A 15,297-nucleotide genomic window follows, 5' to 3' on the forward strand; every position below is an offset into this window, starting at 1 on the left:
GTTCATGGTAGATTTGGGGCAAAAAGGTGAACACTCGTTCACCTTTTTCATTTTACATTCCTGCGAAAGCAGGAATCTCTTTTTTATAGCTATTTATACTTTCTTCTTAAAAAATTTATCTTTACGTGATAGCGGTAACAAAACTTACCGTAAAATCAACTGCCAAAAATGACTACAGTTAAAAATGAACGAATGAAAAATTCAATTAGACTTCAAATTATATTTCTATTCTTAGTATTTCAATTTAGTGTTATGAATGCTCAGAATAAATTTGATATACCTTATGGAAATAATGATTCAATTGGTAAATATGTGGAATTAAATGGAGCTAAAATATATTATGAGAAATATGGAAAAGGAGAGCCACTACTATTAATTCACGGTTGTGGTGCTGACATTAAGTCTATGGAAAACCAAATAGACTATTTTAAACATAAATATAGAGTTATTGTAGCTGATAGCAGAGGTCAAGGAAAATCAGAATTAAAAACGGACTCTCTGACTTATAGCCAAATAACAAAAGACTGGGAAGGATTAGTAAATTATCTTGAATTAGATTCTATTAATATCCTTGGATGGAGTGATGGAGGCATAATTGGATTGAAAATGGGAATTAGCAGAAAAACTAAAATAAAAAAAATAGTTGCAATGGGTGCAAATTTACGCCCTGATACTACAGCTGTTAATAGTTGGGCTCCTGAAAATGTTAGAAAAAATCAAACTAAAGTAAAGGAAATGATAGCTAAAGGAGATACTTCTCAAGATTGGAATCTTGAACTTCAACTCGATGGGCTTTTATTAAATCAACCGAATATAAGTCATTCAGATTTAAAGAAAATAACTGCTTCCGTTTTAATAATGGTAGGAGACAGAGATATTATCAAAAATGAACACGCGGTTGAAATTTTCAATAATCTTCCTAAAGGTCAACTTTGCATTATGCCAGGTTTTAATCATGGAGCACCTCGGAACAATCCAATAATTTTTAACGACATAGCAAATAGGTTTTTAAAGGAAGAATTTGATTATACAATTAAGAAATAACTGTAGTTAACATGCATAGCAAATAGTTTTAAATTTTAAACGCTGAATTTAGCAACCAATAAAGCAACTTAAAATTAATCGCAGCTTTCTGCAAGCATACCCATTAGTGATAAAAATGGAAATCCTTTTTAAAAAAGAATAAGAAATACATTATGCTTTCACTAAATATTTGCAAATTGCCACGTCACTCGCTCCTCGCAATGGCATTTTAAAAAGATTATATTGGAAAGCCCGACCACTTGCCCTGAGCGCAGTCGAAGGGTTGTGGTAACGCCATAAAAAAAAGCAAACCCATTTACTGAATTTGCTTTTGTATTTATTTTGTAAAAACTTCTACTTTGCCTCAGCGTAACGTCTTTCAACTTCGTTCCAATTAACAACATTAAAAAACGCATTAATATAATCTGGACGACGGTTTTGGTAGTTTAAATAATAGGCGTGTTCCCAAACATCTAATCCTAAAATTGGTGTACCGCCACAACTAACTCCTGGCATTAATGGGTTATCTTGATTTGGTGTAGAGCAGATTTCTACCTTCCCACCTTTATGTACACATAACCATGCCCAACCAGAGCCAAAACGGGTTGCTGCTGCTTTACTAAACGCCGCAATAAATTCGTCTTTAGATCCGTAAGCCGCTTCTATAGCATCTTTTAATTCACCAGATAAATAACCTCTGTCTTCAGGATTCATAACCGTCCAAAATAACGAGTGGTTGTAATACCCACCACCATTATTTCTAACAGCACCATTACTCATATCTAAATTTGTTAGAATATCTTCAATAGATTTTCCATCTAAATCTGTTCCTGCAATAGCATTATTTAAGTTATTTGTATATCCTTGATGATGTTTAGAATGATGTATCTCCATGGTGCGTGCATCGATATGAGGCTCTAAAGCGTCATAAGCATATCCTAATTTCGGTAATTCGAAAGCCATAATTTTTCTATGTTTTAAATATTAGTATTTATTTTCATTCAAATTTACGGATAAAACAGGTCAATAAAAAATAATAAATTGTTATCAAACCATTGATAGTTTCTATATTGTCTCTAAATTTGTTTTATGCAGTTAAATTCATCTTTTACAATTTATAATGCTTCTGCTGGTAGCGGAAAAACCTACACCTTAGTAAAAGCGTATTTAAAAATTTTATTTAGCTCTACTAATCTTTATTTGTTTAAAAACATTCTTGCCATTACGTTTACCAATAAAGCGGTTTCGGAAATGAAAGAGCGTATTATAGACATGCTAAAAACGTTTTCTGAAGCCGCTATTTTAAAAACTTCAAATAGTATGTTTAACGATATTTGTGAAGAACTAGAAATAGAACCTAAAAATCTTCATGAAAAATCTAAAAAACTACTAAATACCATTATACATAATTACGCTGCGTTTGATATTAGCACTATTGATGGTTTTACACATAAATTGATACGAACTTTTGCACACGATTTAAAATTGCCTTTAAACTTTGAGGTTGAATTGGATCAAGATGCGCTTTTAAATGAAGCTGTTGACAGTTTAATATCCAAAGCTGGAACTGATGATGCACTGACAAAAATTTTGGTAGATTTTGCTATTGAAAAAGCTGATGATGATAAAAGTTGGGATGTGTCTTTCGATTTTAATAAGATTGCGAAATTGTTGGTTAATGAAAACGACATGCCGTTTATTGAAACCTTAAAACACAAAACTTTAAATGATTTTAAAGAGCTTAAATCGCATTTGAAAAAAGAAATTTTAACTTTTGAAACTATTATAGTTGAAGAAGCGCAACGTGTTTTGACCTTAATTGAAGAAGCTGGTTTGGAGCAGAACGATTTTTCGAGGGGTTCGTTACCAAAACACTTTCAAAACCTTAGTAATAAAAGGTTTGATATTAAATTCGATTTGATTTGGCAGGGAGATTTATTAGAAAATAATCCGCTTTACCCTAAAAAAGCAACAGAGGATATAGCTACAATAATTAATCAAATTCAACTACAGCTGACAATGGCTTTTAACAAGACCAAACAGGCTGTTTTTCATCTTAAATTTTTAAAAGCTTTTTATAAAAACGTCACGCCGCTTTCTGTTTTAAACGCTATAAATAACGAATTGAATGTATTAAAATCGGAACAGAATAAAATGCTGATTTCAGAATTTAATGCCATTATTAGCAAAGAAATAAAAAATCAGCCCACGCCTTTTATTTACGAACGTATCGGCGAAAAATTTAAACACTATTTTATTGATGAGTTTCAGGACACATCGGTTTTACAATGGGAAAATTTAATTCCGTTGCTAGAGAATTCGCTTTCTACTGAAAACGGAACGACCATGTTAGTTGGCGATGCTAAACAAGCTATTTACCGTTGGCGCGGTGGTAAAGCCGAACAATTTATTGATTTGTTTAACGAAGTGAAACAGCCATTTCATATTAAACAAAAAGTAGAAACACTCGATGACAATTACCGAAGTTTTAAAGAAATAGTAGATTTTAACAATGGCTTTTTTAAGTTTTTATCGCTACAGGTTTTTACTAATGATGATTACAAAACGCTTTATGAAAACGCATACCAAAATAGCACTATAAATGAAGCAGGTTATGTTACATTTTCATTTTTAGATACTGAAAAAGAGGATGATAGAAATGAACTATTTTCAGAAAACACATTAAATACGATTAATAATTGTTTAGAAAATGGTTTTGATTTAGTAGATATTTGTATTCTGGTTAGAAAGAAAAAAGAAGGTGTTGCAGTGGCAAATTATTTGAGTCAGCATAACATTCCTATTGTATCTTCTGAGACGTTATTGTTAAATAATTCTCCCGAAGTTAATTTTACAAATAATGTATTAGCGCTTTTAATTCAGCCTAAAAACAACGAAATAAAAATTGTCGTTTTAAATTATTTAACGACCCTTTTCAATATTGAAAACAAACACGAATTCTTTACAAATCATATTAATTTACAATTGCCTGAGCTTTTTAAAAGTTTTGAAAAATTCAACATCCATATAAATAATAGTGACTTATTACAACTACCGCTTTACGATTTAGCAGAAACTATAGTGAGAAGCTTTAATTTGGTAAAAACATCAAACGCTTACATTCAGTTTTATTTAGATGTGGTTTTAGATTTTTCACAGAAAAAAGGCTCGGATATTTCTGGGTTTTTACACTACTTCGCTAAGAAAAAAGAAAACTTAAGTATTGTATCGCCTAAAGGGCAAAATGCAGTACAAATCATGACCATTCATAAATCTAAAGGTTTGGAATTTCCAGTGGTTATTTTCCCATTTGCGGATCTAGATATTTACCGAGAGTTAGAACCCAAAGAATGGTTTGCACTAAATAAAGAAAAATACAACGGCTTTTCGCATACTTTATTAAATTACAATAAAGATTTTGAGCATTATGGCGATGAAGGTTCTCGTATTTTTAACACCCATAAATCTGAGCAAGAATTAGACAATATAAATTTACTGTATGTAACATTAACAAGAGCAGTGGAACAATTGCATGTTATTTCTACTAATGATATATCCTCAAAAGGCGAAGTAAATACTAAAAAATATTCTGGGTTGTTTATTGAATATTTAAAACATATAAATACATGGGAAGATTCCAAATTAGTGTACAGCTTCGGAAATTCTAAAAGAATTATTGAAAAAGAAACGGTAAAGAAGGAAACTCAAATTAAACAGCAATTTATTTCGACAGCAAAAGAAACTCATAATATAAAAGTAGTAACTAAATCTGGGTTACTTTGGGATACCACACAAAAAGAAGCTATTGAAAAAGGAAATCTTATACATAATATCATGTCTAAAATTAATACTAAAGACGATATTGATGTTGCTGTAAACGATTTCATCAATGTTTCTTCTATTAATAAAGAGCAAGCAAAAAAATTAAAAACCATTGTAAATGAGATAATTAATCATTCCAAGCTTGAAGATTATTACACGTCAAGTTACACCATATATAATGAACGTGATATTATTACAAAAGAAGGTATTATTTTACGTCCAGATCGCGTAGTTGTAAATGCTAACAACGAAGCAGTTATAATAGATTACAAAACAGGTTTTGAAGATAAAAAGCATCAGCAGCAATTACAATCGTATCAAGATGTTTTAGAAGACATGAGCCTAAGAGTGATTAAAAAAATTCTTGTTTATATAAATGATGATATTCAAATAAAAGCCATTTAACTTTTTAAAAAAATATAAAACCATGTACAGCACTATAAAACAACATTTACAGAACGAAATTCAAGATATTAAAGACAACGGACTTTATAAAGAAGAACGCATTATAACTTCGGCACAAGGTGCAGAAATAACTTTAAATACTGGCGAAACGGTTTTAAACTTTTGTGCTAATAATTATTTAGGTTTGTCGTCGCATCCAGATGTTATTCAAGCGGCAAAAGATGCTATGGATACACATGGTTTTGGCATGAGTTCGGTACGCTTTATTTGTGGCACTCAAGATATTCACAAAGAACTAGAACAAAAAATCGCAGATTTCTATCAAACCGAAGACACCATATTATACGCTGCGGCTTTTGATGCTAACGGTGGCGTTTTTGAACCATTATTAGGAAAAGAAGATGCCATTATATCAGATTCTTTAAATCATGCTTCTATTATAGATGGTGTGCGTTTGTGTAAAGCAGCAAGATATCGCTATCAAAATAGTGATATGGCAGATTTAGAAACGCAACTTATTGAAGCTAATAAAAACGGAGCACGTTTTAAAATAATAGTAACAGATGGCGTCTTTTCTATGGATGGCTTAGTAGCTCCATTAGATAAAATTTGTGATTTAGCCGATAAATATGATGCATTGGTAATGATTGATGAATGTCATGCCACAGGTTTTATAGGCAAAACAGGTAGAGGAACACTTGAAGAAAAAGGCGTATTAAACCGTATAGATATTATTACAGGAACTCTCGGAAAAGCGTTAGGGGGAGCTATGGGAGGTTATACTACTGGTAAAAAAGAAATTATTGACATGCTGCGCCAACGTTCAAGGCCTTATTTGTTTTCAAATTCGTTAGCCCCTGCCATTGTTGGTGCATCCATTAAGGTTTTTGATATGCTTGCAAATAATACAGAGCTTAGAGATAAGCTAGAGTGGAATACCAATTACTTTAAAAAGGGAATGAAGTCTGCAGGTTTAGATATAATTGATGGTGATTCGGCTATTGTTCCCGTTATGCTATACGATGCCAAATTATCACAAACTATGGCAAATATGCTTTTAAAAGAAGAAATATACGTTATTGGGTTCTTTTTTCCCGTTGTACCGAAAGGTAAAGCAAGAATTCGCGTACAACTATCTGCAGCTCACACAAAAATGCATTTAGATAAGGCTATTGCTGCGTTCACAAAAGTTGGCAAAGCACTAAATATTATATAAAATCATTCTGTACTGTCGATGAATAAAAGAATTATCCAATATTTTTATATATTTGTCTTTGTTAATAACATTTAACAACTTACTTTTGCTTACAATTAACACTTAAAAATTAAACTTTTGAATATGAAAAATCTTAGCAGATTATTGTTCGCTATGTTGCTTGTACTTGGTTATAGCAACGTAAATGCGCAAGACGAAAACAACCCATGGCAAATTACCATAGGAGCAAACGCAGTTGACTTTTACCCTACAGGTGAAAACGCACCACTTGGTGATACCTTTGATGAATACTTCAATGTATCTGATCACTGGAATATCTTACCATCTTTATCAACTATCTCGGTATCTAAATATTTAGGTGATGGTTTCTCTTTTGGAGTTGCTGGGTCTTTAAATAAAATTGATAAATGGGGAGATGCTTCAGTTGATGATTTATCTTACTATGGAGTAGATGGAACTATTAAATATAGTCTTGGTAACTTACTTAACTCAAATACTTTCGAGCCTTACTTAGGTGCTGGTGGTGGTTACACTTGGGTTGACGAAGTTGGCGCTGGTACTGTAAATGGTACTTTAGGTGTAAATGTTTGGTTTAATGAAAACATTGGCTTAACACTTCAATCTGCATATAAACATGCTTTTGAAGATTATTTAAATACACATTTCCAACACACTGCTGGAATTTCTATCAAATTTGGTGGAACTGATACAGATGGTGATGGTATCTACGACAAAGATGATGCTTGTCCAGATGTTGCTGGTTTAGAAGCTTTCAATGGTTGTCCTGATACAGACGGAGATGGTATAGAAGATTCTAAAGATTCTTGTCCTAACGAAGCTGGTTTAGCTGAATTTAACGGATGTCCAGATGCTGATGGTGACGGTGTTGCTGATAAAGATGATAACTGTCCTACAGTTGCTGGTTTAAAAGCTTTAGCTGGTTGTCCAGATGCTGATGGTGACGGTGTTGCTGATGGTGATGACAACTGTGTTAACACTGCAGGTCCTGCGGCTAACAAAGGTTGCCCATGGCCAGATACTGATGGTGACGGTGTTTTAGATAAAGATGATAACTGTGTAGACGTTAAAGGAACTGTTGCTAACAATGGTTGTCCAGAAGTATCTGCAGAAGTACAAAAACAACTTAATGAGTATGCTAAAACTATCTTATTTGATACAGGTAAATCTACTATCAAAAAGCAATCTGCAGAAGTTTTATCTGACATTGTTAAGATTTTAAAAGAATACCCTACTTCTAAATTTACTGTAGAAGGACATACTGATAGTGTTGGTAGCGAAAAATTAAACCAAAGATTATCTGATTCTAGAGCTAATTCAGTTAAAGAATACTTAATTGAAAATGGTATTGACGCATTCAGACTTTCTGCTCTTGGTTACGGAGAATCTAAACCTATTGATTCTAACAAAACTAGAAAAGGTAGAGCTAACAACAGACGTGTTGAAATTAACTTAGCGAAATAAGAAACTAAATATTAGTTTTAAAAATAAGTTTTATAAAAACGCTTCGGTTATCCGAAGCGTTTTTTATTTTTATATACTCCTAACTGAACTTTATAACGACATATAAGTATGACTACTTTTATTTTTGATGTTTTAAAAGATTTACAAAACTCTAATGTAAATCTTTCAAAACTAACTTTTGTTTTACCTAGCAAAAGAGCTGGTTTGTTTTTAAAGCATCAACTTTATAAAGTTACTAATAAAACTATTTTTTCTCCACACATTATAAGTATAGAAGAATTTGTAGAAGCCTTATCTCAACTTAAAACCATTTCGAATACTGAGCTTTTATTTGAGTTTTATAATAGCTATACTACACTAACAAATAAAGAAAATGTAGATTCTTTTGAGTCGTTTTCAAAATGGGCTCAAATATTACTTCAAGATTTTAATGAGATTGATAGATACCTTATTCCACAAGAAAACATATTTAACTATTTAAGTGATATTCAAAAACTAAACCATTGGTCGTTAGAAGAAAATAAATCTGATTTTGTTAAAAACTATCTATCATTTTGGAACAAGCTTTATAATTATTACACACACTTTACCAAACATTTATTAAATAAAAATGTTGGTTATCAAGGATTAATATACAGAAAAGCTGTTAAAAATTTAGAATCATATATTCAGAACAACACAGAAAAACAACACGTTTTTTTAGGCTTTAATGCCTTAAATACAGCTGAAGAAACCATCATTCAAAAACTACTGGAAAATAATTTAGCGAAAATTTATTGGGATATTGACAATGTGTTTTTAAACAATCCAAAACACGATGCGGCATTATTTACAAGACAGCATAAAAGCAATTGGAGCTACTTTAAAAGCAATCCGTTTAATTGGATAACTAATAATTATTCAAAAGAAAAGAATATTTCTATTTATGGTATTCCAAAAAACATAGGGCAATCAAAATATATAGGAATGCTTTTAAACACTTTAAGTATAGAAAACAAATCTTTACAAAATACAGCAGTTGTTTTAGGAGACGAAAATTTATTGATTCCTGTGTTAAATTCATTGCCTGCAACTATTGAGGCTTTAAACATTACTATGGGTTTTCCATTAAAATCTATTCCGCTTGCCTCTCTTTTCGAAAGTTTATTTAAGCTTCATAAAAACCCATCAAAATCATTCTATTATAAAGATGTTATAAACATTATATCGCATCAATTTATAAGACCGCTATTATATTTTAATGATACAGATTATGCTTCTAAAATAATTGAAACTATTGAAGCAAATAACATTATTTATTTAACTCCAGATAGATTAAAACAAATTACTGATAAAGCAGAAACCATTGTAAATATACTCTTCACAAATTGGGAAACATCTATTGATGAAGCTTTAAAAAACTGTGCACAATTAATTTTAATTATTAAAAACAATTTATCTGAGAACAAAGCTTCAAACCTATTATCCTTAGAATATTTATTTCGTTTTAATGAATTATTTAATGAGCTATCGCGATTAAATTCCGAATACAATCACATTAAAGATATTTCGACTTTATTTAGCATTTACAAAGAATTATTAAGCACCGAAACACTCGATTTTCAAGGTGAACCTTTACAAGGTTTACAAATTATGGGCATGTTAGAATCACGTGTTTTAGATTTTGAAACCGTCATTATTTCATCTGTAAACGAAGGCGTGTTACCATCTGGGAAAAGCAACAATTCTTTTATTCCGTTTGATGTTAAATTAGAAAATAATCTGCCAACTTATAAAGAAAAAGATGCGGTTTACACCTATCACTTTTACCGACTTTTGCAGCGTGCCAAAAACATTCATATTTTATATAATACCGAAGCCGATGTGTTGACTGGAGGCGAAAAAAGCAGGTTCATTACACAATTGCAACTAGAAAATATTCATAAAATAAAGCATCAAATTATTGCGCCAATTGTTCCTGTAATAAAGCCCTCGTTAAATGAAATAAATAAAACACCTGAGTTACTAAATCAAATTATTGAAGTTGCAAAAAAAGGGTTTTCACCATCATCACTTACCAACTATATTAGAAATCCTATTGATTTTTATTATCAGAAAATATTAAAAATTCGGGAACACGATGACGCTGAAGAAACCGTTGCTGCAAATACCTTAGGAACCGTTGTACACAATACACTTGAAGATTTTTATAAACCATTTGTTGGAACATTTTTAACGATTGAAAACATCAAAAGCTTAAAACCAAAAATATCTGAAAGGGTAAGCTATCATTTTAAGAATGAATATAAAGAAGGCGATATAACAAAAGGTAAAAACCTTATTGTTTTTGAAATAGCAAAACGCTATGTTTCTAACTTTTTAGATTTAGAAATACAAGATTTAAAAGCTGGAAACCAAATAAAAATTATAGCTATTGAAGCTAAAAATGATGTTCCATTCGATATTCCAGAACTTAATTTCCCTGTAAATCTAACAGGAAAAGTAGATCGCGTTGATGAATACAATGGCGTAACTAGAATTATTGATTACAAAACAGGACACATTAGTCAAGGCAGTGTAGAAATTGTAAATTGGGAAAGTATTACAACAGATTATAATAAATACAGTAAGAGTTTCCAAGTGCTCACCTATGCACTGATGATGCATCAATCCAATCAAATAAACCTTCCTGTTGAAGCAGGGATTGTTTCTTTTAAAAATTTGAGTAGCGGCTTTTTAAAGTTTGCTAAAAAAGACAAAGCAGGATCTTATGCTAAAAAAGACACGTTGATTACTGAAGAAACGCTTGATAAATTTAGCGATGAATTAAAGCAACTCATTTTAGAAATTTGTAATTTAAATACACCTTTCACCGAAAAAGAAATATAAATGACTATTGAAAAAAATATAATTATTAACGGTAAACATGAAAAACCAATTTTAACCGATTTGTTTTTTAAAGATGATGACATTAAAAAACCAATATTAATATTTTGCCATGGCTACAAAGGTTTTAAAGATTGGGGCGCATGGAATTTGATGGCAAAAGCATTTGCAGAAAGCGGTTTTTACTTTATAAAATTTAATTTTTCGCATAATGGCGGCACTGTAAAACAACCCATAGATTTTCCAGATTTAGAAGCTTTTGGAAATAACAATTACACCAAAGAACTAGACGATTTAGAATCTGTTATAGAATGGGTGTGTTCGAACTTTAAACTAGAAAGGAATGCTGATATAAATAATATAACTTTAGTAGGGCACAGTAGAGCTGGCGGAATTGTAACTATAAAAGCTGAAGAAAATAACAAAATAAAAAAGGTAATAAGTTTAGCTGGTGTGTGCGATTTTGGTAAAAGAACTGCAACTGCTGGAGATTTAGAGCAATGGGGAAAAAGCGGTGTTAAATATGTTTTAAATGGACGAACAAAACAACAGATGCCACATTACTTCCAATTTTATAAAAATTTTATTGCCAATGAAAACAGACTCACCATTAAACGTGCCGTATCAAACTTAAAAATTCCACATTTAATTATTCATGGAAATAATGATACAAGTGTTTCTATTGATGAAGCTAAAAGCCTTCATAATTGGAATTCAAAAAGTCAATTAGAAATTATTGAAGGCGCCAATCATGTTTTTGGAGCACAACATCCCTGGGAGAAAGAAATACTCCCTAATCATTTAAAAGAAGCTATAACCAAAGTTATAGACTTCTTAGAGTATTAAAAAAAAGTGGAGAAGATCGGATTCGAACCGACGACCTCTTGACTGCCAGTCAAGCGCTCTAGCCAACTGAGCTACATCCCCATATATTTATTTTAACCCGCTCAAAACTAAAACAGGTATGTTACTATTAAAGTCTTTCTTTAAAATTACATTTTTCTCCCATTTCTTTGTGAAAAACCCTCGTTTTCTTCGTACTACGCACAACATATTTGGTTTAGTAGTACGATAATGCTCTAACACACCTTGATATGTCGTTGCATTTTCTGAATAAATCGTATTAGAAATTAAAGATTGTAAGTCGCTATTAAATTTAAAATCACCTTCATTGTAATAAGGTGTTTTAACTAATAATAAATTAACATCTGCTTTAAATTGGTCTTTAATATATTTAAGTGGCTCCAAAACATTCTCTTTTTTAATAACTGCAGATTTTACAGCCATTAAAATATGTTTAATTGGCTTAAACACTTCGCCTTCTGGCACAATAAGTGCTGGAATTTGAGTTTGTTTAATAATTTTTCCTGAGGTTTTCCCTAAAAACACTTCGTCTTTTATAGAGTTGGTTCTTGGTTCAACCAGAATTAAATCAATATTAGCGGCCTTACATGCTAACTCCAATGTATCAATTAGCTTTCCTTTTAAAGTTTTCACTACTACATCAACATCCTTTGTATCAATTTTTGATACTAAATCATTTAAAAATTCTTTACTTTCTCGTTCTATAATATGATCTACTTTAATCATAGTACCAGCTTTAGTATACACATTGTAAACTTGCACAACATAAAGTTTTGCATTAAAAGCTTTGGCAAAATCTACTGCATATTGCAAATGACTTAAAGCATTTTTTGATGAGCCAACGGGTACTAAAATATTCTTCATAATAAAAAAGTTTAAAAGACTAAATTTGTAGCAATATTTATGCAAAAGTAAACATTAAAAATGATTCGTAAAGCAACGCTTGAAGATATAGATGGAATTATAAAAATTACTAAAGCATGCGCTAGCTTTATGATAGACAACGGGATATATCAATGGAACGAACATTATCCTAATAAAACAGCTTTTAAAAATGATGTTTTAAGAAACGAATTATATGTAATTGAAGAAGACAAAAAACTAGTTGGCTGTATAGTCATTTCATCATTTATGGACGAAGAATATATCCCCATTTCTTGGTTAACTGAAAACAAGCGTAATATTTATATCCATCGTTTAGCCATTCATCCTAAATATCAAGGAAAGGGCTATGCACAAAAATTAATGGGTTTTGCTGAAAACTTCGCCTTAGAAAACAAGTATACTTCCATAAGATTAGATACCTTTTCGCAAAACAAAAGAAACCAAAAGTTTTACGAACTACGGGGGTACAAACGCTTAGGAAATATTTATTTTCCTAAACAAAGCAATTATCCTTTTTATTGTTACGAATTAGTATGGTAAACACAAGCATAAGCTTAAAACACATAAACAAATTAGCAATTCCAGCATTAATTTCTGGAGTATCTGAACCTATTTTATCATTAACCGATGCAGCAATAGTTGGGAATATAGAATTTAACGCCACTGAATCTTTAGCCGCTGTAGGTATTGTAACCACCTTTTTATCAATGTTAATATGGGTTTTGGGTCAAACCCGAAGTGCTATTTCATCAATCGTATCACAATATGTTGGCGCAAATAAACTCGATAAAATTAAAAATCTGCCAGCACAAGCTATCTTTATTATTACTTCATTAAGTGTTTTAATAATAATAGGAACTTACCCTTTTGCAAACCAAATTTTTAAGCTTTATAATGCCTCCGGTTTAATTTTAGATTATAGTGTCGATTATTACAGAATTCGTGTTTTCGGATTTCCTTTTACACTTTTTACCATAGCTGTTTTTGGTGCTTTTCGCGGATTACAAAACACCTATTATCCTATGCTAATCGCCATTATAGGAACCATTACAAATGTTATTTTAGACTTTGCTTTGGTTTACGGAATTGATGGTTACATCACGCCCATGAACATTAAAGGTGCTGCATATGCTAGTGTAATTGCACAATTATTAATGGCTATTTTTGCAGCCTATTATTTACTTAAAAAAACTGAAATACCTTTAAAGTTAAGCTTTCCTTTTAACAAAGAAATTAATCGTTTTATATTAATGATTCTTAATCTTTTTGTACGCACCATTGCGTTAAATGTCACCCTTTATTATGCCAGTGCTTTTGCTACTAGTTACGGAGCAACATACATTGCAGCATATACTATTGCTATTAACTTGTGGTTTCTTGGGGCTTTTATTGTAGATGGTTATGCTAGCGCAGGCAATATTTTATCGGGAAAACTGTACGGTGGAAAAGAATATAATTTACTTATTATATTAAGCAACAAATTAATAAAATATGGTATTATTATAGGCATCCTAATAGCCATAGTTGGAGGCTTATTGTATTACCCTTTAGGTAACATATTTACTAACGATCCTGAAGTTTTAAAACAATTCTATAGCATATTTTGGATAGTTTTAGCAATGCAGCCATTATGCACAATCGCTTTTATTTTCGATGGTATTTTTAAAGGTTTGGGTAAAATGGAGGCGTTGCGTAACGTTCTTTTAATCTCTACATTTTTAGTTTTTATTCCTGTTTTATTTTGGTTAGATCATCTCGATTATAAACTTTATGCCATTTTTATAGCCTTAACGTTTTGGATCATTGCACGAGGATTTCCTTTAATTTTAATTTTTAGAAAAATATTTATTCCTCTTTCAAAAAACAATTAACTTTGGTCGATAATTGATGAAAATAATTGCAGTGACCTTGTTAACAGCTTTCCTTAACCAAATAGATATTGAAGAAAAAATTAATAAAGCACCCAATTCTAATTATGAAATCGGCGTGTTTATTGGTTCTATGCTACCCTTTGTAACACTAGTAGTAATAGCCTATTTAATATTTAGATACAATAAAAAAAGAATAAATAAAAAGTAACCCTTATGGATATCATGTCATTTATTAGCGGCAGCGGACTATTTTTAATATTAGGCTTAGTTTTAATAATCGTTTACTTTGTAAACAGAAAAAAAAGAAGATAGTATCTTTGCAAAGCAAATAGCATTATAAAATGAGCAACATTCGCATTACAAAACAATTTTCTTTCGAAACTGGTCACGCCCTTTACGGATACGATGGCAAGTGCAAAAATGTACACGGTCACAGTTACAAACTATCGGTAACCGTTTATGGCAAGCCTATAACAGACACCAATAATGTGAAATTCGGAATGGTAATCGATTTCGGCGATTTAAAAAAAATTGTAAAAGAAGAAATTGTAAACGTCTTTGATCATGCCACCGTGTTCAACAAAAACACACCACATGTCGAACTCGCTAAAGAGCTTAAAGACCGCGATCACAACGTGCTCTTGGTAAATTACCAACCCACCAGCGAAATGATGGTTATCGATTTTGCTCAAAAAATAAAAAATCGTTTACCAAATCATATTGCGTTACATTCCTTAAAACTTCAAGAAACCGATACCTCGTTTGCAGAATGGTATGCCTCCGATAATATTTAGGGCGTTACCCCAAAGGGTCGGGCTTTCGGTAGTCGCTTTTTTGTGTTGCATAGGTGCAACAACACAAAAA

11 protein-coding genes and 1 tRNA gene are annotated in these 15,297 nt (G+C 31.4%); 9 read left to right on the top strand and 3 right to left on the bottom strand.

Annotated elements, in window-relative coordinates:
• The first annotated feature begins 192 nt into the window (after positions 1 to 192).
• Positions 193 to 1,044 carry an alpha/beta hydrolase gene (locus tag AADI82_RS08300; protein ID WP_341215978.1) on the top strand — a complete coding sequence of 284 codons (852 nt, stop codon included), beginning with the start codon at positions 193 to 195 and terminating at the stop codon, positions 1,042 to 1,044.
• A 333-nt stretch (positions 1,045 to 1,377) separates the two neighbouring features.
• On the opposite strand, the gene AADI82_RS08305 is transcribed toward AADI82_RS08300, so the two are convergent.
• Positions 1,378 to 1,986, bottom strand: a complete 609-nt coding sequence (locus AADI82_RS08305) for a superoxide dismutase (protein WP_341215979.1) — start codon at positions 1,984 to 1,986, stop codon at positions 1,378 to 1,380.
• 126 nt (positions 1,987 to 2,112) lie between these two features.
• Here AADI82_RS08305 and AADI82_RS08310 point away from each other — a divergent pair, with 126 nt between their 5' ends.
• The 5 genes from AADI82_RS08310 (at position 2,113) to AADI82_RS08330 (ending at position 11,659) form a co-directional block, all read left to right on the top strand.
• Positions 2,113 to 5,250, top strand: a complete 3,138-nt coding sequence (locus AADI82_RS08310) for a UvrD-helicase domain-containing protein (protein WP_341215980.1) — start codon at positions 2,113 to 2,115, stop codon at positions 5,248 to 5,250.
• Positions 5,251 to 5,272: 22 nt separating this feature from the next.
• Complete coding sequence (gene kbl, locus AADI82_RS08315) at positions 5,273 to 6,466, top strand: glycine C-acetyltransferase (protein WP_341215981.1); 1,194 nt, start codon at positions 5,273 to 5,275, stop codon at positions 6,464 to 6,466.
• Between the two features lie 123 nt (positions 6,467 to 6,589).
• Positions 6,590 to 7,948, top strand: a complete 1,359-nt coding sequence (locus AADI82_RS08320; protein WP_341215982.1) for an OmpA family protein — start codon at positions 6,590 to 6,592, stop codon at positions 7,946 to 7,948.
• Positions 7,949 to 8,056: 108 nt separating this feature from the next.
• Positions 8,057 to 10,816, top strand: a complete 2,760-nt coding sequence (locus AADI82_RS08325; protein ID WP_341215983.1) for a PD-(D/E)XK nuclease family protein — start codon at positions 8,057 to 8,059, stop codon at positions 10,814 to 10,816.
• Positions 10,817 to 11,659 (top strand): alpha/beta fold hydrolase, encoded by an 843-nt coding sequence (locus tag AADI82_RS08330; RefSeq protein WP_341215984.1) that lies wholly within the window; start codon positions 10,817 to 10,819, stop codon positions 11,657 to 11,659.
• Positions 11,660 to 11,666: 7 nt separating this feature from the next.
• On the opposite strand, the gene AADI82_RS08335 is transcribed toward AADI82_RS08330, so the two are convergent.
• Both AADI82_RS08335 and AADI82_RS08340 read right to left on the bottom strand, forming a co-directional pair.
• A tRNA-Ala gene (locus tag AADI82_RS08335) sits at positions 11,667 to 11,740 on the bottom strand.
• A 6-nt stretch (positions 11,741 to 11,746) separates the two neighbouring features.
• Positions 11,747 to 12,541 (bottom strand): universal stress protein, encoded by a 795-nt coding sequence (locus tag AADI82_RS08340; protein WP_341215985.1) that lies wholly within the window; start codon positions 12,539 to 12,541, stop codon positions 11,747 to 11,749.
• Positions 12,542 to 12,601: 60 nt separating this feature from the next.
• Between AADI82_RS08340 and AADI82_RS08345 the strand changes: the two genes are divergently transcribed.
• The 3 genes from AADI82_RS08345 to AADI82_RS08355 all read left to right on the top strand — a co-directional run bounded on the left by AADI82_RS08345 (position 12,602) and on the right by AADI82_RS08355 (position 15,227).
• Positions 12,602 to 13,102, top strand: coding sequence for a GNAT family N-acetyltransferase (locus AADI82_RS08345; protein WP_341215986.1), 501 nt, complete (start codon positions 12,602 to 12,604; stop codon positions 13,100 to 13,102).
• Positions 13,096 to 14,433 carry an MATE family efflux transporter gene (locus AADI82_RS08350; protein WP_341215987.1) on the top strand — a complete coding sequence of 446 codons (1,338 nt, stop codon included), beginning with the start codon at positions 13,096 to 13,098 and terminating at the stop codon, positions 14,431 to 14,433. Before AADI82_RS08345 ends, AADI82_RS08350 begins: the two co-directional genes overlap by 7 nt.
• Before the next feature lie 341 nt (positions 14,434 to 14,774).
• Positions 14,775 to 15,227, top strand: coding sequence for a 6-carboxytetrahydropterin synthase (locus tag AADI82_RS08355; RefSeq protein WP_341215988.1), 453 nt, complete (start codon positions 14,775 to 14,777; stop codon positions 15,225 to 15,227).
• Positions 15,228 to 15,297: the final 70 nt, after the last annotated feature.

Origin of the sequence: uncultured Wocania sp. (assembly GCF_964021735.1) — a bacterium.
In the GTDB taxonomy this organism is placed as follows: Bacteria; Bacteroidota; Bacteroidia; order Flavobacteriales; family Flavobacteriaceae; genus Wocania_A.

Coding starts and splice junctions, on each gene's coding strand:
- AADI82_RS08300 (WP_341215978.1), top strand. CDS start 193: ATGAAAAATTCAATTAGACTTCAAATTATATTTCTATTCTTAGTATTT.
- AADI82_RS08305 (WP_341215979.1), bottom strand. CDS start 1,986: ATGGCTTTCGAATTACCGAAATTAGGATATGCTTATGACGCTTTAGAG.
- AADI82_RS08310 (WP_341215980.1), top strand. CDS start 2,113: ATGCAGTTAAATTCATCTTTTACAATTTATAATGCTTCTGCTGGTAGC.
- kbl (WP_341215981.1), top strand. CDS start 5,273: ATGTACAGCACTATAAAACAACATTTACAGAACGAAATTCAAGATATT.
- AADI82_RS08320 (WP_341215982.1), top strand. CDS start 6,590: ATGAAAAATCTTAGCAGATTATTGTTCGCTATGTTGCTTGTACTTGGT.
- AADI82_RS08325 (WP_341215983.1), top strand. CDS start 8,057: ATGACTACTTTTATTTTTGATGTTTTAAAAGATTTACAAAACTCTAAT.
- AADI82_RS08330 (WP_341215984.1), top strand. CDS start 10,817: ATGACTATTGAAAAAAATATAATTATTAACGGTAAACATGAAAAACCA.
- AADI82_RS08340 (WP_341215985.1), bottom strand. CDS start 12,541: ATGAAGAATATTTTAGTACCCGTTGGCTCATCAAAAAATGCTTTAAGT.
- AADI82_RS08345 (WP_341215986.1), top strand. CDS start 12,602: ATGATTCGTAAAGCAACGCTTGAAGATATAGATGGAATTATAAAAATT.
- AADI82_RS08350 (WP_341215987.1), top strand. CDS start 13,096: ATGGTAAACACAAGCATAAGCTTAAAACACATAAACAAATTAGCAATT.
- AADI82_RS08355 (WP_341215988.1), top strand. CDS start 14,775: ATGAGCAACATTCGCATTACAAAACAATTTTCTTTCGAAACTGGTCAC.